16 protein-coding genes and 1 pseudogene are annotated in these 22,739 nt (G+C 52.1%); 11 read left to right on the forward strand and 6 right to left on the reverse strand.

Going from position 1 to position 22,739, the window contains the following annotated elements; translation table 11 throughout:
* Nucleotides 1-37: 37 nt before the first annotated feature.
* The 3 genes from PJK54_RS01860 to PJK54_RS01870 all read right to left on the reverse strand — a co-directional run bounded on the left by PJK54_RS01860 (nucleotide 38) and on the right by PJK54_RS01870 (nucleotide 3,119).
* Nucleotides 38-820, reverse strand: a complete 783-nt coding sequence (locus tag PJK54_RS01860; protein WP_271302133.1) for an ATP-binding cassette domain-containing protein — start codon at nucleotides 818-820, stop codon at nucleotides 38-40.
* 110 nt (nucleotides 821-930) lie between these two features.
* Nucleotides 931-2,049, reverse strand: a complete 1,119-nt coding sequence (locus tag PJK54_RS01865; protein WP_271302097.1) for an ABC transporter permease — start codon at nucleotides 2,047-2,049, stop codon at nucleotides 931-933.
* Between the two features lie 77 nt (nucleotides 2,050-2,126).
* Nucleotides 2,127-3,119, reverse strand: a complete 993-nt coding sequence (locus tag PJK54_RS01870) for a sugar ABC transporter substrate-binding protein (protein ID WP_271302098.1) — start codon at nucleotides 3,117-3,119, stop codon at nucleotides 2,127-2,129.
* Between the two features lie 285 nt (nucleotides 3,120-3,404).
* Between PJK54_RS01870 and PJK54_RS01875 the strand changes: the two genes are divergently transcribed.
* From PJK54_RS01875 to iolB, 3 genes are all read left to right on the forward strand, one after another.
* On the forward strand, nucleotides 3,405-4,325 hold the full coding sequence (locus PJK54_RS01875) for a MurR/RpiR family transcriptional regulator (RefSeq protein ID WP_271302099.1): 921 nt from the start codon (nucleotides 3,405-3,407) through the stop codon (nucleotides 4,323-4,325).
* Between the two features lie 107 nt (nucleotides 4,326-4,432).
* Complete coding sequence (gene iolG, locus PJK54_RS01880) at nucleotides 4,433-5,428, forward strand: inositol 2-dehydrogenase (protein ID WP_271302100.1); 996 nt, start codon at nucleotides 4,433-4,435, stop codon at nucleotides 5,426-5,428.
* A gap of 35 nt (nucleotides 5,429-5,463) precedes the next feature.
* Entirely contained in the window at nucleotides 5,464-6,267 is an 804-nt protein-coding gene (gene iolB, locus PJK54_RS01885) for a 5-deoxy-glucuronate isomerase (RefSeq protein ID WP_271302101.1), read from the forward strand.
* A 98-nt stretch (nucleotides 6,268-6,365) separates the two neighbouring features.
* On the opposite strand, the gene PJK54_RS01890 is transcribed toward iolB, so the two are convergent.
* From PJK54_RS01890 to PJK54_RS01900, 3 genes are all read right to left on the reverse strand, one after another.
* Nucleotides 6,366-6,494 (reverse strand): putative transporter small subunit, encoded by a 129-nt coding sequence (locus tag PJK54_RS01890; RefSeq protein WP_215824257.1) that lies wholly within the window; start codon nucleotides 6,492-6,494, stop codon nucleotides 6,366-6,368.
* A gap of 40 nt (nucleotides 6,495-6,534) precedes the next feature.
* Nucleotides 6,535-8,238: a sodium:solute symporter family protein gene (locus tag PJK54_RS01895; RefSeq protein ID WP_271302102.1), complete on the reverse strand. Its 1,704-nt coding sequence runs from the start codon at nucleotides 8,236-8,238 to the stop codon at nucleotides 6,535-6,537.
* Nucleotides 8,239-9,054: 816 nt separating this feature from the next.
* Entirely contained in the window at nucleotides 9,055-9,774 is a 720-nt protein-coding gene (locus PJK54_RS01900; RefSeq protein WP_271302134.1) for a BCCT family transporter, read from the reverse strand.
* A 381-nt stretch (nucleotides 9,775-10,155) separates the two neighbouring features.
* Between PJK54_RS01900 and PJK54_RS01905 the strand changes: the two genes are divergently transcribed.
* The 8 genes and pseudogenes from PJK54_RS01905 to PJK54_RS01935 all read left to right on the forward strand — a co-directional run bounded on the left by PJK54_RS01905 (nucleotide 10,156) and on the right by PJK54_RS01935 (nucleotide 21,790).
* The gene (locus PJK54_RS01905) at nucleotides 10,156-12,762 is read left to right on the forward strand and encodes a type VI secretion system Vgr family protein (RefSeq protein WP_271302103.1); all 2,607 of its coding nucleotides are present in this window, start codon (nucleotides 10,156-10,158) and stop codon (nucleotides 12,760-12,762) included.
* Entirely contained in the window at nucleotides 12,737-13,657 is a 921-nt protein-coding gene (locus tag PJK54_RS01910) for a DUF4123 domain-containing protein (RefSeq protein ID WP_271302104.1), read from the forward strand. The genes PJK54_RS01905 and PJK54_RS01910 overlap by 26 nt, the downstream gene beginning before the upstream one ends.
* A 4-nt stretch (nucleotides 13,658-13,661) precedes the next feature.
* The gene (locus tag PJK54_RS01915) at nucleotides 13,662-16,892 is read left to right on the forward strand and encodes a T6SS effector BTH_I2691 family protein (RefSeq protein WP_271302105.1); all 3,231 of its coding nucleotides are present in this window, start codon (nucleotides 13,662-13,664) and stop codon (nucleotides 16,890-16,892) included.
* 12 nt (nucleotides 16,893-16,904) lie between these two features.
* On the forward strand, nucleotides 16,905-17,774 hold the full coding sequence (locus PJK54_RS01920) for a tetratricopeptide repeat protein (protein ID WP_271302106.1): 870 nt from the start codon (nucleotides 16,905-16,907) through the stop codon (nucleotides 17,772-17,774).
* 1,072 nt (nucleotides 17,775-18,846) lie between these two features.
* A pseudogene (locus tag PJK54_RS17845) lies at nucleotides 18,847-19,161 on the forward strand (tetratricopeptide repeat protein); the annotation flags it as partial.
* Between the two features lie 30 nt (nucleotides 19,162-19,191).
* Entirely contained in the window at nucleotides 19,192-19,320 is a 129-nt protein-coding gene (locus PJK54_RS01925) for a hypothetical protein (RefSeq protein ID WP_271302107.1), read from the forward strand.
* A 146-nt stretch (nucleotides 19,321-19,466) separates the two neighbouring features.
* The gene (locus PJK54_RS01930) at nucleotides 19,467-20,330 is read left to right on the forward strand and encodes a tetratricopeptide repeat protein (RefSeq protein WP_271302108.1); all 864 of its coding nucleotides are present in this window, start codon (nucleotides 19,467-19,469) and stop codon (nucleotides 20,328-20,330) included.
* A 581-nt stretch (nucleotides 20,331-20,911) separates the two neighbouring features.
* A complete protein-coding gene (locus PJK54_RS01935) occupies nucleotides 20,912-21,790 on the forward strand; it encodes a tetratricopeptide repeat protein (RefSeq protein ID WP_271302109.1) in 879 nt (292 codons plus the stop codon).
* Nucleotides 21,791-22,739: the final 949 nt, after the last annotated feature.

Below are 22,739 nucleotides of genomic sequence, written 5' to 3' on the forward strand. Positions count from 1 at the left end.
ACACTAGGTAATGATCTACGTGTAGGCCTGCTCGCGGTCAGGCAACTGAGGCGGAATCCGTCCGTTGGAACTCCGCCAATTCTGCATCCAGGCTGGCCATTTCTTCGCCGCCGGCCATCATGTTGAGTACTTCCTCACGGGTGATGTCTTCCTTGCGCCAGCTGCCTAACGAAGTGCCACGTTTGAGTAGAGTAAAAGCATCACCGATGGGGTAGGCGTGATGGACGTTATGCGTGATGAAGATGACGCCGAGCCCCCGGTTGCGCGCTTGTGCGATATAGCGCAGTACCTTCGAGGCTTGCTTGACCCCCAGTGCTGACGTCGGCTCATCCAGAATGAGCACTTTGGCACCGAAGTAGACGGCGCGTGCGATTGCGACACACTGGCGTTCGCCGCCCGACAGCGTGCCGACTGGTTGAGACGGGTCACGCACATCGATCCCGATCTTGGCCATCTCTTCACGTGCCACCCGATCTGCAAACTCCCAGTCCACATATTTGAAAGGACCGAATCCCTTGGTGGGCTCACGGCCCATGAAGAAATTACGGGTGATCGACATCAAGGGAATCATTGCGAGGTCCTGGAAGACCGTTGCGATGCCGGCATCGAGTGCCTGGCCGGGGGACGTGAAATTGGTAGGATTCCCCTCCAGCAGCAGTTCACCGTGAGTCGGGGCATGCACTCCTGATAACGTCTTGATGAGGGTCGACTTGCCGGCGCCGTTATCGCCGAGCAGGCACATGACCTCGCCTGCGTAGACTTTCAATGAAATATTGGAAAGGGCGACTACGTTGCCGAAGTGCTTGTCGACAGCCTGCATCTCGATAAGAGGAGTGCGGGTGTCAGCGGCTTTCGGAGTATCACCTCTGGCGCGATCGGCGGCGGTCGTAGTCTGTTCCGGCGCCTGTTGCAGGTTGGCGTTAGTAGTCATTACTTAGCCTCCAGAGCTTTCTTGCGCACGTAATTGTTGAACAGTACTGCGATCAGGAGCATGGCGCCGAGGAATACCTTGAACCAGTCAGTGTTAACGCCGGTGTAGAAAATACCCATCTGAACAGTGCCGAAGATAAGCGCACCGAACACAGCACCCACGGCAGATCCATAGCCGCCTGTCAGCAGGGCTCCGCCGATGACGACGGCGATGATGGCTTCCAGTTCCTTGAGCAGACCGCGTGTTGTGTCAGCTGAACCGGTATCCATGACCTGCAGGCAGGCAAAGATGGTGGCGGCGACAGCGGTGAAGATGAACAGAAGGATCTTGACCTTCATTACAGGAACGCCGACGTTGCGTGCAGCATTCACATCACCGCCGCAGGCGAAGATCCAGTTACCGAAGCGGGTGTAGAGCAGCAACCAGGTCGCGGCAGCGGCCAGTACCACCCACCAAACGATGGAGACTGGCACCCCAGTGACGCTCGGATTTCCTGCGAAGTTGGTCGCAATCCATCCCTGTGCCGCCATCCAGCTGAAGAGGCCAGTAAATACCTCGCCGGAAAAAAATGGTGCCAGCCAGTCATGATCGGCGAGCTCTTGCAGGCCGCTGACCTGGGTGCGCCCAGTCGTCAAGCGAGTCAGGCCGATGGCCAGGCCGCGCAGGATGAACAGAAAGCCCAGTGTGACGATGAAGGAGGGCAGGCCTGTGCGCATTACCAGATAGCCGTTGATCCAGCCAATCAGGACGGCACTGGCAAAGGCGAAAGTGATAGCCAACCATAGCGGCCAGCCGTATTGCACGGCAGGGATGGCAATCAAGATGCCGGCAAAGCCGATCATGGAGCCGAGAGAAAGATCGAATTCACCGCCAATCATCAACAGCGATGCCGCGATGGCGAGGATGCCTAGCTGTGCAGAGACTTCCAGGAAGTTGAGAATGCCCGCCAGGCTGAACATGCCTGTCCCTGAAGCGGCCACCGAGAAGAAGGCAAATACCAGGATGGTGCCGGCAATAGCGCCGAATTCAGGACGTTTCAGTGCAGCCTTGAGGGGGTGGACGCGGCGCAGCCGTTCGTCATCAGCGGCCGGAACAGCACTGACAGTGTGCTCAGTCATGATGCTCTCTCCAGGCGCCCTCACAGGTAGGACGCCATGTCATGGAAATGAAAGTATTGCCAGATGGAGCTTTTGGCTCAGCGAATGCCTTGCTCTGAAAGCTCGATGACCTGACCTGCATTCTCGGCGGTGACAAATCCGGGGCCTGTGGCGACATCGCCAGCCGGCATCAGACCGTGTATGTGGTACTGATGCATGAAGACCACCGGCAGATAGCCCTGCAGGTACTGTTGTTGATCAATGGCAAAATTCATTTCACCCGACTGAATCGCGGCAAGAATATCGGGGGAGAGGTCGAAGGTGCCGAGCTGGAATTTTTGCGTAGCGCCGGCTTCTTGCATGGCCTTGAGCATTGGCTCAGACCCGAGAGGCCCCAATGCAAGGATGGCGTCTACTTCGCTGTGCTGATTGAGATAGGCCACGAGCGAGTTCTTGATTTCGGTAGGATCGGTGCTGGTGGCTAGCTCGCTGGCGCTACCGTCAAATCCCTTGATAAAGCCCGCACACCGTGCATCCAGGCCTACGTTTCCTTGTTCTTGATTGATGCAGAGTCCGTGCTTGGCGCCACTCTCGACCATGCGTTCTGCTGCCCCACGCCCTGCTTCATATTCACTTTGGCCAATGTGAAGGCGTGCGCCAATTTCCTTGGACTTATCGCCACCAGAATTGATGGTGATGACCGGGATCTGCTGATCCACAGCGTTCTTGATACCTTTCCCCAATGCATCGGCGTCGGTCAGAGAAATGATAAGGCCGTCTGGCTGTGAAGCCACCGCAGCATCCAGCAGCTGCGCCATCTTTGCCATATCAAAGGTAGAAGGTGCGCGGTACTCGACTTTGACACCAAGCTCTTCAGCCGCGTCGTCAGCGCCGCGCTTGACGACAGACCAGAAGGGGTCCGAGTTCTGTCCGTGCGTGATCATGACGTAGCGTTCGGTGTCGTCTGCCCAGGCGGCATTGGCTACAGAGACTGCTAGCATGGCTGTCGTGAGACTGGCTATCACACGGCGCAGGCGTGGCATCTTTCTGCGAGAATTCGCAGAGGTGGCGAGAGGCTCGACTGTGTACATGGTTGGCTCCTGACGTTCTTTGGTTATTGTCTTTGTCAGTGAGGAAGAGCGACTGGCGTTGCTCTCTTCCAGTATTCGAGTTCCCGGTGATCTGGAATATGGCGTATTCCATTGTGACCGGTAGATGGAATGTAGATTCCACCAGCTTGGAATGCAACCGGAACATTCAATTTATTTTTATGTTGGAATTTTCATTCTATTTGCCTAGACTGCCAGACATCGTTCACTCCCGCGTTACGGCGACATCTACGCCGCACCGGCAGGTGACAAGTGACAGGAGTTACCATGGCAGATATCACCCCTCTACAAATGACAGCTCGGCAGATTGAATCTTTCGAATCCCTCGAGGCACATATCAGCCAGCAATACCCATCGCTGTCGCGTCGCCTGCAACAAAGTGCCCGCTTCCTGTTGGATCATCCTCAAGAAGTGGCTTTTGGTACCGTGGCAGGTCTCGCCGAGAAAGCCGATGTCACGCCCTCCACGCTCATCCGCTTCGCCAATGCTGTGGGGTTTTCGGGCTTTTCGGAGATGCAGAAACTTTTTCGTGCACGCCTAGTAGAAGCTGAGCCCAGCTACAGCGAGCGCATCAGGGTCGCCCGAGAAGTGACGGGTGAGAGTCCTGGCGCACACGAGCTGTTGAGAAGTTTCTCGGCTGCCAATCAGCAAGCGCTTGGCGAACTGCCTGGACGTATCGCGCCCAAGGATATCGAGCGAGCTCTCGACCTACTGGAAGTCGCAGAGGCTGTTCATCTTCTGGGAGCACGGCGAAGTTTCGTCGTCTCAAGCTACCTGGCCTACTCATTACGGCATATCGCCAAACGCGCCTTCCTGATGGATGGCATGGGAGCGATGTATCGCGAGCAGGCAGAAGCGATCTCCCGCCAGGACTGTCTGCTGGTCACCAGCTTCGCGCCCTACGCAGAAGAGGTGCAATCTGCCGTCCATGTGGCGCGTGAGCGCGGTACCCCCACGATACTCATTACCGACTCTTCCCTGAGCCCGCTGACTCACCATGCAGATGTCGTGTTGGTGGTGAACGAAGCGGAAGTGCAAGGCTTCCGAGGCCTGACGTCCACGCTATGCCTGGCCCAGGCACTTGCCATTGGACTGGGCGTTCGCCAGCAGGGCAGCGGGGAAGTGCAGGGCACCACACCGCACGACATCTCATTGCAGGAAGAGGGCGCTGCCAACCTTCGAGGCTGAAGTACGGCAAAGGCGAGCACTACAGGAGGTAGTGCCCGCCGACAATCTCTCTCAATTCGTTCGAGACGCCACAACAACAAACGCCATAGATATGGAGGACGCTTCACATGAAAATCGCTCTGCTGGGCGCCGGTCGCATCGGCCGTGTTCACGCTCGCGCCATCTCTGATCACCCCCTGGCGCAACTGGCATGTGTCAGTGATGCCTTCCCGGAGGCTGCCAATTCGCTCGCTGCGGAATATGGTGTGCCGGTGATGACGGCGGAGGACATCTTCGCGTCAGCGGAGATTGATGGCGTTCTGATCGCCTCCTCCACTCCGACACACTGTGACTTCCTTGAGCGTGCGGCCCGTGCGGGCAAGGCGGCACTTTGCGAGAAGCCGATCGATCTGGATCTTGCGCGAACGCGTCACTGTCTTGGGGTGCTGGCGGAGCACCCCGTGACCTGTGCTCTGGGGTTCAATCGTCGCCATGACCCTCAGTTCTCGGCGCTCAAGCAGGCGCTGGAAGCGGGACGAATCGGCGAACTCGAGATGATCACCATCACCAGCCGTGATCCGGAGCCGCCGCCCGCAGAATATGTGGCAGCCTCGGGAGGACTCTTCCGTGACATGAGCATTCATGATCTGGACATGGCGGTCTGGCTGCTGGGCGAGCCGGTCACGGAGGTGACGGTCAGTGGCAGCTGCCTCGTGGATCCAGCCATCGGTGAAGCGGGAGATCTGGATAGTGCACTCATCAATCTGAAGAGTGCTTCCGGCAAGCTGGTCTCCATCAGCAACTCGCGTCGTGCCTGTTACGGCTATGACCAGCGGATCGAGGTCTTTGGCAGCCAGGGCATGTTGGAGGCGCGCAACGAGACGGATACGCGCCTGCGCTTCACCGGCGTGGAAGGTGTGGTGGAAGAGCGTCCACAGTGGTTCTTCCTCGAGCGTTACGCGCAGGCCTATGTGCGTGAAGTGGGAGATTTCGTCACTGCCTGGCAAGAAGGTCGTGCCCCGCTGGCCGGCGCGCAGGACGGACTCGCCGCGCTTGAACTGGCCGAAGCGGCGTTGATTTCCTATCGCGAAGGGCGCCGGGTACTGCTCAGTGAGATTCGTTGAGCCCACTTCTCCCTGCTGCTGAAAAGGACAAGAACATGACACTTCTCGTGAGACCGCATGCCCCGAGCGAAGATGGTACCTTGCTCGAGGTAACCCCGGAATCTGCAGGCTGGACACACGTGGGCTTTCGCGTACATTGCCTGAAACAAGGTGAGCGTTTCGAGCGCCACACCGAGAGTCGCGAACAGTGCCTCGTGCTGCTCTCGGGGCGCGCAACCGTACGTACCGGTGACCAGACGTTCGAGAACATCGGTGAACGCATGAGCGTGTTTGAGCACCTGCCGCCGTACTCGGTGTATCTACCGGACGGGATAGCCTATTCAGTGGAAGCACTGACGGAGCTGGAGATAGCGGTCTGCAGTGCTCCGGGGCATGGCAATCATGCCGCTCGCCTGATTCGCCCCGAGCAGGTGGCCTGTTCGACACGTGGCGAGGGGACCAACACACGTCACGTGCAGGACATTCTTCCCCAGACGGAGCCCGCCGATAGTCTGTTGGTGGTGGAGGTCTATACGCCCCCTGGCAACTGGTCCAGCTACCCGCCACACAAGCACTGTGCCGACAATCTGCCGGAAGAGTCTTTCCTGGAGGAGACGTACTACCACAAGCTCAATCCGTCACAAGGTTTTGCGTTCCAGCGCGTCTATACCGATGACCGATCCCTGGATGAAACCATGGCGGTGGAAGATGGCTGTTGTGTGATGGTACCGGAGGGGTATCATCCCGCCGCCGCTCCACACGGCTATGAGCTTTATTATCTCAATGTCATGGCTGGCCCCAAGCGGGTCTGGAAATTCAAGAATGATCCCGCGCATGAGTGGATCGTCGAGCAGGCGTGATAGACAAGATATTCGTCGATAAATTGTGAAAAAGCCCGCCTCTGGACATTCCAGAGGCGGGCTTTTGGTTTCCTGGCGTCATATTACGCCAGAGAGTTTTATACCAGCTCGCGCTTTTCTTCACGTGCGATGCGGCGATCACGTGCGACCGCGCGGCAGATGACGATCAATACCGCCAGGGTGAGCACTGGCCATACCAGTACGTAGGTGGCAAATAGCAATGTCATGTGTGTTGTCTCCTTGTTCTGTCTCGGACGTTATCCAGAATCATGCGCCGGTGGAGGCAGCAGGCTGCGACTGGATCGGTGTTGTCGTATCACAACCACCTGAGTCGAGTGCTTCGTCATAGTTGCCGACACGTGCGGTGATGGTGTCGAAGTCGAAGCGTTCCTGGCGGCTGGCGAGGCTCATGACCACACACACCAGAGTGCTGGTGCCGTAAGCGGTCAGCGATGCCAGCAGGACGGTGTAGTCGCGCAGGAAGTCAGTCGCGAAGATCAGCATGGCGATCATGGCCGCGATTCCAGCAAGGATGCCGAGAATGCGCCCCAGGAAGCCGAATACCATCAGGCCGATGATCACGCCGCCGCCGATGCTGGCGAGCAGCTCGAAGAACAGACCGCTCATGCCCGTCAGCGGCACCAGTTCAAAGCGTGCCAGGCAGAACATCACCATCGCGACGATGACAGACGTGGTGAAGGCGGTGTTGGTCACTCGGTTCCAGAAGCAGCTGGCGATGACCGGGAAGACGATCGCGCCCCACAGAGCCCCGACGAAGACCAGCATCACCAGGATATCCAGTGAGAAGCTGGCGAAGACGATACCCAGCACCGTGGCGATGATCATGGTCAAGCGGCCGATGAAGAGCATGCGCTTCGGGTCTGGCTTGCCGCGGGCGATATTCTTGCCATACACATCGGCCATGATGATGGCGGACAGCGCGGAAAGGTCAGAATCGGCGGTGGAGGACAGCGAACCTATCACCAGAATGAAGAACAGCGCGATGAAGAACGGCGGCAGATACTCGGACACCATCTGCGGGATGAGGTTGTTCATGTCGCCGTTGAGCGGTTCCACCCCGAGTGTCAGTGCCATCAAGCCAATCATGCCCAGGCCGATGACGATGGCGCCGTAGCCCAGCGTCGCGGTGAGGAAGGTCGGCTTGATGTGATCTTCGTTGACGGCGAACAGGCGCTGGGAAATGGTCTGGTTACCGATGGCATAGGCCAGCACCGCGACGAAGAAGGGTGCGCCCTGGTTCAAAATGGCATCCGTCGAGAAGAAGTTGGCTTGCTCTGGCGTGAGATTATCCAGGCCAGCGACCAGCTCCGTCGGTCCGCCCATCGCGAAGAACACTGCCGGGATGATCACGATAGCGATTGCCATCAGGGCAACCAGTTGCGCGAAGTCAGTCAGTACCGAGGCGCGGAAGCCGGACCACAGGGTATAGAGCAGCACCCCGACGCCTGCCATGATCACGCCCGCCTGGAAGGAGAGCGGCGAGAGCACTGAGACGAGTGCCCCGGCAGCAGTGAAGTTGACCATCAGGCTGATCACGCTACCCAGCAGGTTCGAGAGAGCCAGAATCAGCTGGCTGGAGGAGCCATGACGCGCGTGGATCAGCTCGCCAAGCGTATGCGCATTGGGTGCGAGCTTGCGGAAGCGGCGGCCGAAGGGATAGATGAACAGGATCATCAGGGCGCCCCACAGTCCGTAGTGGATCGGACCTGACACACCATAGGTATAGCCGGAGGTGGCAGCGGCATAGAAGGAGGCCGCCCAGATCCAGGTGGCCGTCATGCTGGCAGCACCCATGCCGAAGCCGACCCGATGGTTGGAAACCATGAAGGCGTCGGCGTCTTCATTCTTCTTGCGTATGCTCAGCGTCAACAGGTAGGTGCCGCCATAGAAGGCGACCAGCAACAAGACCACCGTCAGGGTGGAGAATTGATATAGCGATTCGTTGTTCAAGAACTGGCCCTCGGTAGGGAAACAGGGCACTACACAACGCAGCCGCCACAGGGCGGTCGGTTGTCGGTAGCGACGAGTAAGGAGGGGAAGGTTCTCAGCCGTGGACGAATTACAGCGTCATTTGCTTGGGCAAATAGCATCCAGCGCAGCACATGGCCACGTCATCAATAATCGGCAATCTCGGTCTTTTTAATAAAGACGGAGTAAGTGGCACTTCCCGGTCAGGCGGGAACTTGGGGGAGGGCGGCGTGGCATGCATCTGCCTTCATCGGAATAATGATATCGCATACGCGTCCTTGTTATCGGTCAAGCCTTGCAAGGGCGCTGATGCGAGTTGTTGGTCAGCCCCAAGCTTGGCGAAACGGTGTTTTTATTTTCTCTTGTTATCAAATTCGCTGGCAACGATAAATTATGCGCATGTCAATGTCCACACCCTGGCGGGGAAAGCTTGCCTCTCATTCACGTCAACGGTGGTTGGACGAGCTGGTGCGACGATGTTCAGTTGCGTGACACGTGCCAGAGCAGGATGGAAGACATGACTTATTATATAAATAATATTACTCGGCACGACTTGTACTTATTTGCTGAGTTTTCTGAATGGTGCCAGGAAATGGAATAAATCGTTGTCATTACGTCATGCGTATTACTTGTCCAATACTTGAGGAAAAGACTCCCTCGATGGCCCAGGCAACGGCTGACTCGGCGTGGAAGAGGACGATGACCCATGGGAGAGCGCGTTTTCAAAGCGGCCTACCCACAGTAAAACGCCCTGTCCGAAGACAGGACGTAGTGGGCATGCTCAGCGCAGGGCTTGGCTTACCGAGAGCTATCTACCGTCTTGCGAGTGCTTTCCCAGCGCAGGTGCGCCTCTGGAGAGTAGCTACGTGACGGCGTGTGCTCGAGACCGATCTTGGCGGTACCGATCGACACCAGGCGAAGCAGGGAAGCCGTGGCCGCAATCACGATGAACAGCGCCGGAACACCGCCGAGGTTGGAGAGCATCTTGATGCCATCAATCCCCACGAAGGCCGTCATGATCCAGGCGACGGCGCTGATGGTGCACCTCCAGATGATCTTCATGAGCAGGCGGTCATTGGTATTTTCATCACTGTCGCCGGCCATGGCGGCCTGGCTGTCGGTGCTGCACAGCTGACTGATCGCTTCGGTGTTGGAGTCGGCTGCCGTCACGAAGGAAAGGAACGCGATGATCAGGAAGACGGCACTGACCAGAGTGCTCATCGGCAGTTCATCAAACAGGGCATAGATGACTGAGCCCGCACCGGTCTCATTCAGCAGTTGGTAAAGCGCACCACCACTTTGCATGTCGAACTGAATGGTGGAGCTTGCGAAGACACTCACGTAGGTGATCGAGAACAGTGCTGGTGCGACCAGGTTGATCAGCATGAACTGGCGCACGGTATAGCCACGGGAAATCTTGCCCAGGAGCAGGGCGGAAATCGGTGCCCATGCCATCAAGTTGGCCCAGTAGAAGATACTCCAGCTTTTCGGCCACGGGGCGTCATCGAAGGCCCGCAGTGGCTGGTAGGCCCGTCATTCGCGAGATGACACCGTGGGCCGGGCGCTATGACGCAGGCTGCCCCGATGCGAGGGAAGAGGGTAGGCGAAAGAGGGCAAAGGGAGGAGGGAAGATAGAGAGAGCAGACCACGCGACTGATCTGAAATGATGGCAAGTCTTGTACTGATTTCTGGTGTCGACTCCGTCATGACATATCCTCCTTTCTCGCCAGTCATGCCGCGCCTCACGTAGTCGTTAACGAGCTTTCAGCGTAAGTGTTCACTCTGTTCAGTCATTAACTAAATGAGAGCATTCCTATATGCTGTGCCACCTGATCGAGAGCCAGGGACGGGCCAGTGACCTCAGGCCATCGTCTACGTCAATTGCCAGGGATGCAGAACATGTCAGATTCATGGGTACTCGACGCCTTGCTGTCGTCGTTTGATGTCTCACTGAGCCAGAACGAGCGCCTGCTCACGCTTGAGATGAGTGGTGCGGACTTCATCCCGCATCGCCTGGTGGGGGAAGAGCGAATGTCGCGTCCCTTCGCCTATACCCTCGACTGCATCTCCCAGAACGGTGATATCGAACTCAAGACCCTGATGGCGCAGCCGGCGGCGCTCTCGGTGCGTCAGGCCGATGGCAATTACCGCAAGCTCTCGGGGCTGGTCGAGTCGGCCGCACTGCTCGGCGAGGACGGCGGCGTCTTCTATTACCAGCTGACGCTGGTGCCGTGGATGGCGATGCTCAAGCTCGGCCGCGACAGCCGCATCTTCCAGGACCTCACCGCCGTCGAGGTCATCGAGTCGGTGTTCTCGAATCATGCCATCGCGCAGGGTGAAGCCCAGGGCGGCTGGCGGCTGGACCTGCGCCGCGAGTATCCGGCGCGCAGCTACTGCGTGCAGTATCGCGAAAGCGACTTCCAGTTCGTCAATCGCCTGATGGAGCAGGAAGGGCTGTTCTACTACTTCGAACACGCCTCTGACGACAGCGACTTCAATGGCCACCGCCTCGTCATCACCGATGATGTCGCGACCTGCGCACCCGTCGAGCCGCAGGTGATTCGCTTCCATCGCCAGGATGCCACCGAACTCGAGGACTCCATCACCCAGTGGAGCGGCCGTCGTCAGCAGCAGCCAACGCGTGTCAGTCTCGGGACGTTTGATTACAAGCAGCCGGGCCTGGAAAAACGTTCCGGCCAGGACACGCGCAGCGATCAGGGCAACCTCAGCGAGCAGGAAGTCTACGACTACCCCGGCGAGTACTACTTTGATGACCACTCGCGCGGCGAACGCCTGACCGTCAATCGCCTCGAGGCGCATGAATCCCGCGCCAAGCGCTTCTACGGCGCCGGGGGTACCCGCCAGTTGAAGGTCGGCCGCTGGTTCGAACTCAGTCAGCACGCCCGCCATGAAGACGGCGACTCAAGTGAGCGCGAATTCCTCGTGCTGGGCCTGACCGTCTGTGCCGAGAATGCACTGCCGGTCTCCGCGCACCTCAAGGCGCTGCCGGGCAGCCTGCAGGCGCGTATGGCCGAGGCACGCAAGGCACATGGTCTCAATGAAAGTGCCCACGAAGACTATGCCGATGTCGGCACCGGTCAATATCTGATCGACTTCGAATCTCAGCGCCTCAGTCAGCCGTATCGGCCGTCTCTCGATCACCCGCGGCCGAATCTGGGTGGCCCGCAGACCGCGATTGTCGTCGGGCCCGCGAATGAAGAGATCCACACCGACTCGCTCAACCGCGTGCGCGTGCAGTTCCACTGGGACCGCAGCGAGAAGGGCGCCGCCGATGCCAGCTGCTGGCTGCGTGTTGCACAACCCAACGCGGGTGCTGGCTGGGGCAGTGTGTTCGTGCCGCGCATTGGTCAGGAGGTCATCGTCGACTTCCTCGAAGGCGATGCCGATCGGCCGCTGATCACCGGACGGGTCTACAACGGTGATCAGACCCCGCAATGGCACTCCAATGGCCTGCTCTCCGGCCTCAAGAGCAAGACCTACCGCGGCAACAAGTACAACGAGCTGGTGTTCGATGACGCCACCGATCAGGAGCGTGTGCGCCTGAACTCGGAGCACGAGAAGTCCCAGCTCAACCTCGGCTACTTGATCCACCAGCAAGGCAACACACGCGGCAGCTTCCGCGGTACCGGCTTCGAGCTGCGCTCGGACGCCTATGGGGCGATTCGTGCCAACAGCGGCCTGATGCTCAGTAGCTGGGGGCAAATCGCGGCCAGTGGCGAACAGCTGGATCTCTCTCCTGCGCATCAGCAGCTCGCCAGCGCCTATCAGCTTGCCAATACGCTCAGCGACAGCGCCACCAGCCACAACGCCGAGGCGCTTGCGGCGCGCACGCAGATCAAGCAGGCCAGCGACGATACCCAAGGCACCTATGGCGCCGATGACAGCGGTAGCCGCTTCGACGGTAGCTCAGCCCAGAGCGCCACCAATGGCGGGCGAGGGCAGGCAGCGCGCCTGGATGCGCCCTGGCTGCATCTCACATCGCCCGCCGGCATCGCCACCAGTACGCCGGAATCGACGCACCTGGCACAGGGCCGCTCGCTCAGCGTCACCAGTGGCGAAGACATCAACCTGGCCACCGGGCGCAGTCTGGTAGGCGCCGTGGTCGAGAAGTTCTCGCTGTTTGTGCAGCGCTCCGGCATCAAGCTGTTTGCCGGCAAGGGCAAGGTCGAAGTTCAGGCGCAAAGCGATGCGATGGACCTGACAGCGGAAAAGGACGTCACCATCACCTCCACCGAGAACGACATCGACATCAACGCCGCCAAGGAAATTCTGCTCACCTGTGGTGGTGCCTACGTCCGCCTCAAGGACGGCAATATCGAACTGCACGCGCCGGGCAAGATAGATGTCAAAGGTGCGCAGCACAGCTTCGGTGGGCCGACGAGTCTGAATGCCGCGATGACGGAATTGCCGGAAGGCGAAGACTTGCTGTGTCCGAGTAAAGGACAAAGCGCTGCCGCCAATGGCGACGGTGTGGTGGAGTCCTGATATGGCGGTTGTGACAGAAGCCGAATTCCTCGCGGAGGCGCGTCAGGCTGCTCTGGAGGGGCGCCTCTATCGCCTGGTGGACCCCAGCAATGCGCCGCAGCGCGCATTGAGTGCGAAGGACCAGAAATCCGTGGGCCTGGTACGCAACGGATTCTATGCCCAGACGCCGTCGCAGAAACTCTATCTACAACCGGTGTCGCCAGAAACGCACCTGGGCAAAGAGCTGGAGAAGGAGAGGCAGCAACGTTCTGCAAGCCTAACGACTCCGGTCGCGTTCAGTGGCTGGCTCATCACAGCCCAGCCGCTCTCCAGCGTGGTGTCATATTTCCAGCGCCAACTTGAGCAGACGACCCCGGAAGGCAAGAAGGCGCTCTTGCGCTTTCATGACCCACGGGTATTGGAGCGCCTCGAGGCCATTCTTGATCGTGAGCAGCTATCGGCATTGCTGGGGCCTGTCGATCAGTGGATCTACCTGGATAACGCCCATGCACTGCAGAGCATCGCACCACACAGTGAGCAGCGTCACCTCGGGAGATTGAACCTGACATTGCCGCAGTGGTCTGCCATTAGACGGATAGGGATGCTGAATCATTGCCTGGAGCTCTATCGCACGCTGCCGGAAGAGAGCAAGGCCGGTTATGCGGATGCCGCAACCGTCGATGCGTTACTGGTCGCCGCTAAGGAGTGTGGTCTGGAAGAGCGACAGGATATCTCGGTCTTCGTGCTCCACGGGCTGGTCACAACCCCGATGTTCTATCAGCATCCGATCATGCGCCAGTTACTGAGCGCCAGAGCGACACCTGATTCACGCAGCACTCACAGCTATATCAGCTTGACCAGCAAGCTTGAGAGCGCCGATTGGGACAAGATCATGGAAAGCAGGGAAAAGGTATAACCTCATGTCAGGTCAAATAGTAAATCAGCATGTCGCTTTGAGTGTCGTGAATGGCGAATGTCGTTTCTGCAAGCGTACTGGCTTTCCGATCCTGCCTGTTCGATATGCTGTCTGCCAACGTAATGATGCCAATCAGCAAATCCCTGAATTGTCAGAAGATAGGGTGAAGGCTTTTACTGACATAAAGCTTGATCAGACACTTGAAAACGGTAAGCGCACCACGCGTGTGGTTCCCTCTGAGGTCAAGGAAGAGATAGCTCATAGCACCTCCAGTCAGGTCAATAAATATATCCTTCGCCAATTGCGCAGCGGCTATCTTTACTTGTTCGATAAAGACAACCCCGATGGCATGTATTGGTCCGCATTTGCGATTACCGCCGATGGAAAATATTACCAGTTCCCCGTCAAGCAGCCCCCGTCTCTGGACAAGATGGCGATGCCGTGTACGCTCGAGTCAGGCAATAGGGATGGCGAGAGTGATGAAGAAAAAGTCACACGCGTCAAGAATGAATCGTTACAAGCCTCTCTGGTCACTATCACGACTCCTGACAAGAGCGGTGATGTGTATTATGCCTATACGGAACATGCATGGCCTGAAGGGTTTCTGGATGAAGTGAAATCCAAGATTCTCAGTGGTGATCCCTGGTGTGACAAGTATCTGCAAAAGTTCAATGTTCCTGACTGGAAAGCAGGGGTGGCACAAGATCATGCTTTCAGCTTGGAAGAGCTGGATCAGGTCGCTGAATATAGTCCCGGCGCAGCAGGGCTGGATGAGCAATTCTGGTCCAGTGGACCAAAGCGTGACCTCTATAGCCCAGAAGAAATGAAGCAGACGATGAGCGAGCGTCTCAGATATGCCTCGACGGATTACGAGGGCAGAGGCTTGATCCTCGCGGTCAATGACGAAATAGGCATTATCCAGGAGCTCAACGCTTATCGTCACCAGGCGCTTGCTGCAATTGATGAATATTTTGATCCTGAGAAAGGAAATGAAGAGCGTCGTAGGATGAAGTTGTGTAGCAATGCTATTAAGGAATTCAAGGATAGTTTTGCTACATCATATAAACTTGTGGATGAAAATCGTCCTAAGGTGACTGGTCCTGCTTCTGTAGCAAAACAAATAGATTATGACATACTGAAGTCTAGACAGGAGAGTGCCCATGAGAAATTTAACGAGCAGATTGATAAAATATATGACTCTAAAGCGCTGATAAAATTTGATGGAAAATATAAAGATCATACTCGGAAATGTGATTTTTTGATGCGTGTGCATGATGATGATTATGCGCAGTGGTTGTACAAGTATTCACAATCCTTAGTTCCCGGATGTTTTTTCAATAACTTGGAGGTTGGAGGGTTATACACAGATATAGTCTCTCGGCTAATCAAGGGTGGGGTATTGTCACCTGCCAGTGCATCCTGTTGGAAAGAGCTAACGGAAGATGTACTGAAAGATGATTCGTTTGTTATATCTGTCCTTTTCATGTTCGATAAGGATTTGATCTCTGATGCCTCTTTGGATATTTCGCAGCTGAGTGACGGTTCTTACCTAGATGAAAGCAAGCTCCTGAAATGGCTTGCAGTCTTCGATGCTATCTTTGAAAGTTGTTCATATCAGATAAGAAATAAAGAAGAATTATACGAGACTATTATCAATTCTCAAGCTTTAAATATCCAATCTATTGGATACTCGTTTGTATATTTTTTGCAACATTCTGTTAACGTTAACCTCTATAATTCAAATGCTAATCATTTAGTAGAAGAAAAAGCACTTGATAAATTCATGAAATTGGTACAAATGTCATGTATGGCTGGAGGAAATGCCTCTTCGAAAGAAGTTTCGTTTATTCTTCTTGAGCGTGAAACTGTCACATTATCCAGCTATGGAGAATGGCTGTATAATTATCAAAATAGAATCATGAATAGCCAGAGTAAGGAGCCCGAAGTATTTAAGGCTAAATCAGCATCAAATGAAGGAGATTCTAATATAACTCTCTTGGGATGTATGTCCAGCTCAATGCAGTGTATAGATGTTATAATCCCTAAGCATACTCTCATGAATAAAGACAAGATAAACCAAGTTTACAGTATTGCAAACGATATGGGTAATGTGGTCGAGATTGCAGGAGCTGCGACTTCTATATTAAAGGATATTTCAGAAGAGAAAATAACATCAAGTAGTTATGGGAAAATAATACCAGCGGTCCTCACCATGGCCGGTGTAGCACTTTCTATAAGCAAGAACAAAATAGAGGGGGAAGAAGTAAAATGGCATGCAATAGTATCAAGTATTGCATCTATTGGTGCAGCTTCAATAAAGATGGCAGAGGGTATCGCCGCTCATGTCTCTCCTAGTTCTTTATTCCATTTCTCAGTTAGTCCAGGGTGGACTGTTCTTGGGAAATTTTTAGGACGAGCCTCTGGTCTGATAGCTCTTTATGATATTGTTGATAAGTATAATCAAGCTAGCTCTGATAAGTATAATGGCAGAGCTATAAGTGAGGAGAATAATAGTATGATGGCGTCAGTAACTGCGGGCGCTACAGCTGTTGGTTTGATAGCTGGCTACCTCATCGCTGGAGCCATTGCAAGCATTCTCGCTGGGGCGCTGATAGCATTTGTTGTGATTGCTATTGGTATTAATTGGTATAAAACATACGTTCCAGCTGCTGTAGAGTCATGGATTAGTAGGTGCCTTGTTGGTTATGGTTCTGGTGGGATAGAAAAATTCAATGATGCTGCTTCCGAGTTTAATAGTTTAGGGATGGTCTTTAGTGGCATAGAAACTACATTATCTTTAGAGAATATAACAAGAGTGGATAGTAGTAGCGAAAATTCGAAGCAAATTGCTGAAATCACTGGTGGGACTGAGTATTACTGTTTGGAAATTACTGTCAAGTCTCCGGTAATGGACGATGCGGTTTTGATCTTAAAGTTAATGTCTGTGGATAAGGCAACTACTTATAGAAAGGCTAACTTCAGGTATGTAGAAGGTGAGTTGGTAGTTGTAAATAATAGTACCAAGAACGAAGTTGCTACCGGTGAGATTACTAGGAATGAAAATCAGCTTGGTGCTATGGCTAAAAGTTTTAAGTTTGATTCTAAAAAAGATAGCGGCAGAGTTGTATTGCATCATAAGGGCTTTTATGAAGATGAAATCGCAGAAAATTTGTCATTGAGTATTGAGTTGGTAGATGGTGGTGGGCGAAAGGAAGATGTTATTTACTTGAAATAAGTGGAGGGATATATGAAAAAATTATTGTTGATTTTGTGGTTGATAAGTGTAATCAATATTCCTGCGCAGGCGGCAGTGCTTCATCAAGATAATGATACTAACAGCTTTGATGAAGACTATAGTTCTTTTGATTATATTTCTCTGTCTACGAAAGAAAATAGGACGCCTGTAGAAAGTTATTATCTTGGGATTGCTTACCTCAGAAACTATGATCATGTCTTGGAGGCAACAAATAATTGCAAAGCATTTGAGAATTTTGAATTTGCAGCCGATAATGATATTGCAGATGCGATCTTTGTGCTTGGAACAATGTATTATAATGGTGCTTGCGTAGAGAGGGATGTAGATAAGGCCGGTAAGTTGTTTATCGAAGCCGGTAGTAAAGGTTATGTACAAGCCCAGGCTTTATTAGCAAGAGCGTACTGGGGGGAGAATACTCGAGATCTATTTGTTACTGATCTTGCTGAGGCAAAGAAGTGGTTGAAAAAGGCTGCTGAAAATGGCGATGCCCCATCTGCAATAGGTTTAGCTTATTTTTATGAGCATGGCTTAGGCGGAGATGAAAACCCAGAGTTAGCTTTCAAGTGGAGGTTAAAAGCTAGTAGTTTGCCTTACGGTGAATTCAGTTTGGGATATTTTCAACCGCTTGGTAGGTATTATGAAAAGGGTTACGGCACTGAAGTCGATTTGATCCAAGCCTATAAGTATTATGATTTAAGCGGTAGTATCGGTGGTGCAGGACGTTCACGACTCTCTAAAAAAATGACTAATGAACAGATCGCTGAAGCCAGACAGCAGTCTAGGCAGTGGCAAGAAGAGCATCGCCACTTCAATCCTGGCTATAACGGCCTTCAACGCCAATCTGATGGCAGCTACCGCTAGTCGACTCTCTTGAACGCGACGTATGCAGACAGCCCGAGCCCTTCCAGGTCTCGGGCTTTTTCGTGCTTGGGGCTTTCAATGCTGGCTGATGATCGTGAGTCAGTTCCGACCAAGGGGAGGGGGTGGAATGAGTCTGTAGCAGGGCAATGCGATCAGGGTGGCCTGTGACTCGTTAGCGTATAGGCGAGAGCGGTTCTGCTGGCGCTGGTCGTCATGAGTGAGCGTGAAGAGACTGCATGGCTGCGCAATGGTCGCCTGCATGACTGAGAGGTCAGGAAGTGCGGCACACGAAAAAAGGAGACATCGCTGGTCAATAATAGGGGAATTATCAATCCGCCTCCTTTCGATCAGAAGAGGAATTGAGTCTCGATTGATCAAGCTAGGCAGACCTCAGGCGAATGGAATGGGGAGCATTCTAAGGGAATGACAATGATGTGCTGGCAATTCGGTTCTACGACTCAGGTGAGGACTTGGGGTCGACGCTTGAGCACTATTGCTGGTTACACAATCACCATGTCCCCTCGAAAAGTTTTATAGCTAAAGGAGCTAGTCGTAGCGATGAAGAAATGGTAATCTGAGCAGCTGGATTTATTTAATCGGCCTGTAGTTAATTAGGAGCACCGGATAACAAGCTGGCTGTATCATAATATTTAGCTAACTTTTCAAGAGTGTAATTAATGAAACGTAGTGTTTTTGTTATGTTGTTGATGTTTTTACCAAATATTGCGGTAGCTAAAATCATTTTTCCGGATACCACTGGCGACGAACTTAATAGCATATATCATGAGTTAACAAATTAAGATGTTGTTGGATTTAGAAATAGCTCTGACGAAAAAGATAGGTACGTTTATGCTGTAGCATTATTGAATGGCAGAAGTGATCTAGGGTTAGAGAGAAATTGTAAAGAATCAATAAGTATACTCAAGAACTTATCGCTTAATAGCGTTTATGATGCCACTCATGCTTTGGCAGTTCAGTATTATCGAGGTGATTGTGTGGCGAAAGACTAGGATCTCGCGTTACGATATTTTAAAGAGGTGCAGAGTCAGGTTATGGATTAGCCCAGAAAAAATTAGGGCAAGCATATTGGGGTAAGATCCTAGATGGTCTTGTCGAAGTAAATGATAAAAAAGCTCTATATTGGCTCGAAAAAGCGGGGGCTTATGGCGATGAAGAATCAGCTGGTAATGTCTCATATTTCTATCGAGAAGGTGTAGGAGTCCAGGTTGATCCACAAAAATCTTTTTTCTGGCAAAAGCGATCTGCATTCGCTAAATATTCTAGAGTTAAAGGGATCGGTTTTCTCAAATTAGCTGAATACTATGAATCTGGATATGGCACAGAAGTAAATTTAGTAAAAGCTTACACATATTATGACCTCAGTGGGTCTGCGGGCTCTGAAGGAAAAGCAAGACTGATGAAAAAGTTAACAGACGACGACATTAAAAATGCAATCATTGCTTCTCGTGAATGGCAAGGGAAAAATAAAACTTTTGTGCCTAGTTACTATTATTTTCAGAATCAGGCTGATGCCAGTTATCGCTAGTTATATAAACTGGACATTACGTAAGTAGCGGTCTTGAATTTGTTTGCACTTAAGCTTGGCCGTATGGCAATATAGGCTTAATATACTAGAATGGTTGTTTTTCAATGCATAATAAAATAGAGGTTATCTAGATGTGTAGAGTGTTAATGTTTGTATTATTGTTTATCCCATCATTGGCTTCTGCTACGTCGCTTTTTCAAGATCCAAGCCGAGAAGATTTAAATGCTTTACTTAACTCATATGATAAAAAGGATCTAGCATGCACCCCTGGTTGTAGCGCAGATGGTGATAGGAAAAACTATATTGTTTCGATTCTAGCCTTGTCGGATAAAAAAAATAATTTTGGCATAAGTAAAGACTGTGATAAATCGGTGCGCAATCTTAAAGGAATGTGGAGGGAAGGTATCAATGACGCTGGTTACGATCTCGCTAGAATGTATTATTATGGTGTTTGCGTAAATGTAGATTTAACAAAAACAAGACAGCTGCTCCTCACTTCTGCCAATAATGGTTATGTCCCTGCGCAAAAGTTGTTGGGTAAATCGTACTGGAGAGAAGAAACTTTGGGGAAGTTATATAGTGAAGATAATGAGAAAGCAGCTTTTTGGCTTTCAAAATCGGCAGCATCGGGAGACGCTGAGTCTGCTGCTATGATATCTGCCTTTTATCGCAAAGGTATTTATTTTGAAAAAGATCCAGTTAAATCATTTTACTGGATTAACAAAGCATTCGATTCTAAATATGGTAGTGGCTTAGGAGCTTATACTTTAGACCTTGCAGATTTTTACGAGAATGGCTACGGCACCGAGAAAGATTTAATATTATCCTATAAATTTTACGATCTTTCAGGAACTGCTGGTATAGAGGGAAAAAATAGAATATCCAAAGATATGACTGAAGGTGAGATCCAAGAAGCCATCAAGCAGTCACACGCTTGGCAAGAAGAGCACAATACCTTCGTGCCGAGTTATTATGGGCTTGAGCATCAATCCGATGGTAGCTATCGTTAGTCGACGTAGCTGACCCTGGTGTTGTGCAGATAGCTCGAGCCTCTCCAGGTCTCGGGCTTTTTCGTGCTTGGGGCTTTCAATGCTTGCTGATGATCGTGAGTCAGTTTCGACCAAGGGGAGGGGGTGTTATGAGTCTGTAGCAGGGCAATGTGATCAGGATGGCCTGTGACTCGCTAGCGCATGGGCGAGAGAGGCTGGCTGCAGTTCTGCTGGCGCTGGTCGTCATGAGTGAGCGTGAAGAGACTGCATGGTTGCGCAATGGTCGCCTGCATGACTGAGAGGTCAGGAAGTGGCGTTCGTGAAAGGAAGGGACCTCGCGGGCTAATAACCGAGGAATTATCAACCCGCGACATTTTAAATTGGAATGTGAATGGCATGGCCTCGAGCATAGATAGTTTAAGCTAGGCAGATCTCAGAATTTTGTGAGTTATTGCTAGCCATACACCCACCTTATTATTTAGAAGACGTTAGAACACAAGACTGCTATAGTAGTAATGAAAGAATGGTATACCGAGTGATTGGAAATATTTATTCAGGCTGTAGTCAATCAGGCTGGCCCCGATAGCAACGAAGGTAACTGAATGTTTATTTTGGTTTTATTGACCTTATGTGTTTTACCAACAATAGCAAATGCAGAATCATTATTTCAAGATCCTACTGGTGAGGAGTTTTATGATAAGATAAGTTCTTACAAACCAGAAGATATTTTGTGTTTACCTGACTGCAATGTAGATAATTATGAGAAGAAATATATAATAGCAGTATTGAGTCTTTCGGGTGGTAATGAAAGATTAAATATAAAGGAGAATTGTAATGACTCAGTCAATAGATTAAAGAAAATGTGGGAAGCAGGGCTGAACGATGCTGGCTACAACTTGTCCAGAATGTATTATGAAGGTGTGTGTGGGGAAGTAAACTTATCAAAATCAGAAGACCTTTTGTTCAAAACAGCTGAGAATGGATATGTTCCCGCACAAAAACTGCTTGGAAAGTCTTATTGGCGTCAAGAAATACAGAATAAAATATTTGATCAGGATTTAGATCAAGCTGCCTATTGGCTGAAAAAATCAGCTGAAGGAGGCGATGGAGAATCAGCAGCTATGATCGCTTCTTTTTACAGGAGAGGGATTAGTTTCGAAGAAGATCCACAGTTATCATACTATTGGATAGATAAAGCCTTCAGCGCAGAGTATGGTGGAGGTCCTGGAGCATATAGTTTAAGATTGGCTGATTACTATGAAAATGGTTATGGTACCAATAAAGATTTAGTTAAATCGTATTTCTTTTATGACCTTTCAGGAACTGCTGGTTTAGAAGAAAAAAATAGAATATCCAAAGATATGACTGAAGTTGAAATCCGACAAGCCATCAAGCAGTCACGCGCTTGGCAAGAAGAGCACAATACGTTCGTGCCTAGTTATTACGGGCTTAAGCATCAATCTGATGGCAGCTATCGCTAGTCGACTCTCTTGACTCCAGTGTTGTGCAGGCAGCCCGAGCCCTGAAAGGGCTCGGGCTTTTTCGTGCTTGGGGATTTCAATGCCGTCTGATGATGGTGAATCTGTTTCGGCGATAGAGAGGGGGTGGCATGCGTCTGTAGCAGGGCAATGCGTCAGGATGGCCTGTGACTCGCTAGGGCGTGGGCGAGAGAGGCTGCTTGCGGTTCTGCTGGCGCTGGTCGCCATGAGTGAGCGTGTGAGGCTGCATGGTTGCGCAATGGTCGCCTGCATGAATGAGAGGTCACGAATTGCGGCAAGCGAAAAGAGTAGTCATCGCTGGTCAATAATGAGGGTTTTCATCAACACGATGACCCTGTCATTTCACTCAGTGAAGGGAGTGCTTATAATATTAGTTTAAACTGATTCAAAGTGTCAGAGGAATGTCGTCGCGTGATTGGCGACTGTCTTGTCATATTTGTGTTACCCAATCTCGGTATTTTTGTAACATTTTTGTTCCAGTATGGTATATGGCAGCATGTCATTGTTCTGATGGTGTTTTCCCCACCTGCGTACCAGGTGGTGGCGAGTCGGGAGTGGTGGGGCAGGATTGAGTCCTTACTATCGCTCCAGGGTAGGTACAGCAGGCCTGCCTGTCAGATGATTGCGACACCATGAAAGATGGAACCGTCCGCTCTGTGGCGTGGCAGGCATAGTGTTAATCGTTATTTAAACGATACTTGTGTTGCTTTTCTTGCTGGAATCTCTACCTGCAATATGTTTCCATATTCGCGTCTGCGCTAGAACAAATATACAGATTTACCTTCTATGTATCGTCAACGCTTTTCCTTCTGTATGCCCGCCGCAAGATGTCATCTATTTACGGTATCGAGCACGTCAATCAGAGGGTAGTGGTGGCAAGACGTTGTCTTGATTTATCTGACAGGGAAGCAGATTGATGTCAAGAAATGGC

The organism is Cobetia sp. MMG027 (assembly GCF_027947415.1).
Lineage (GTDB): Bacteria > Pseudomonadota > Gammaproteobacteria > Pseudomonadales > Halomonadaceae > Cobetia > Cobetia marina.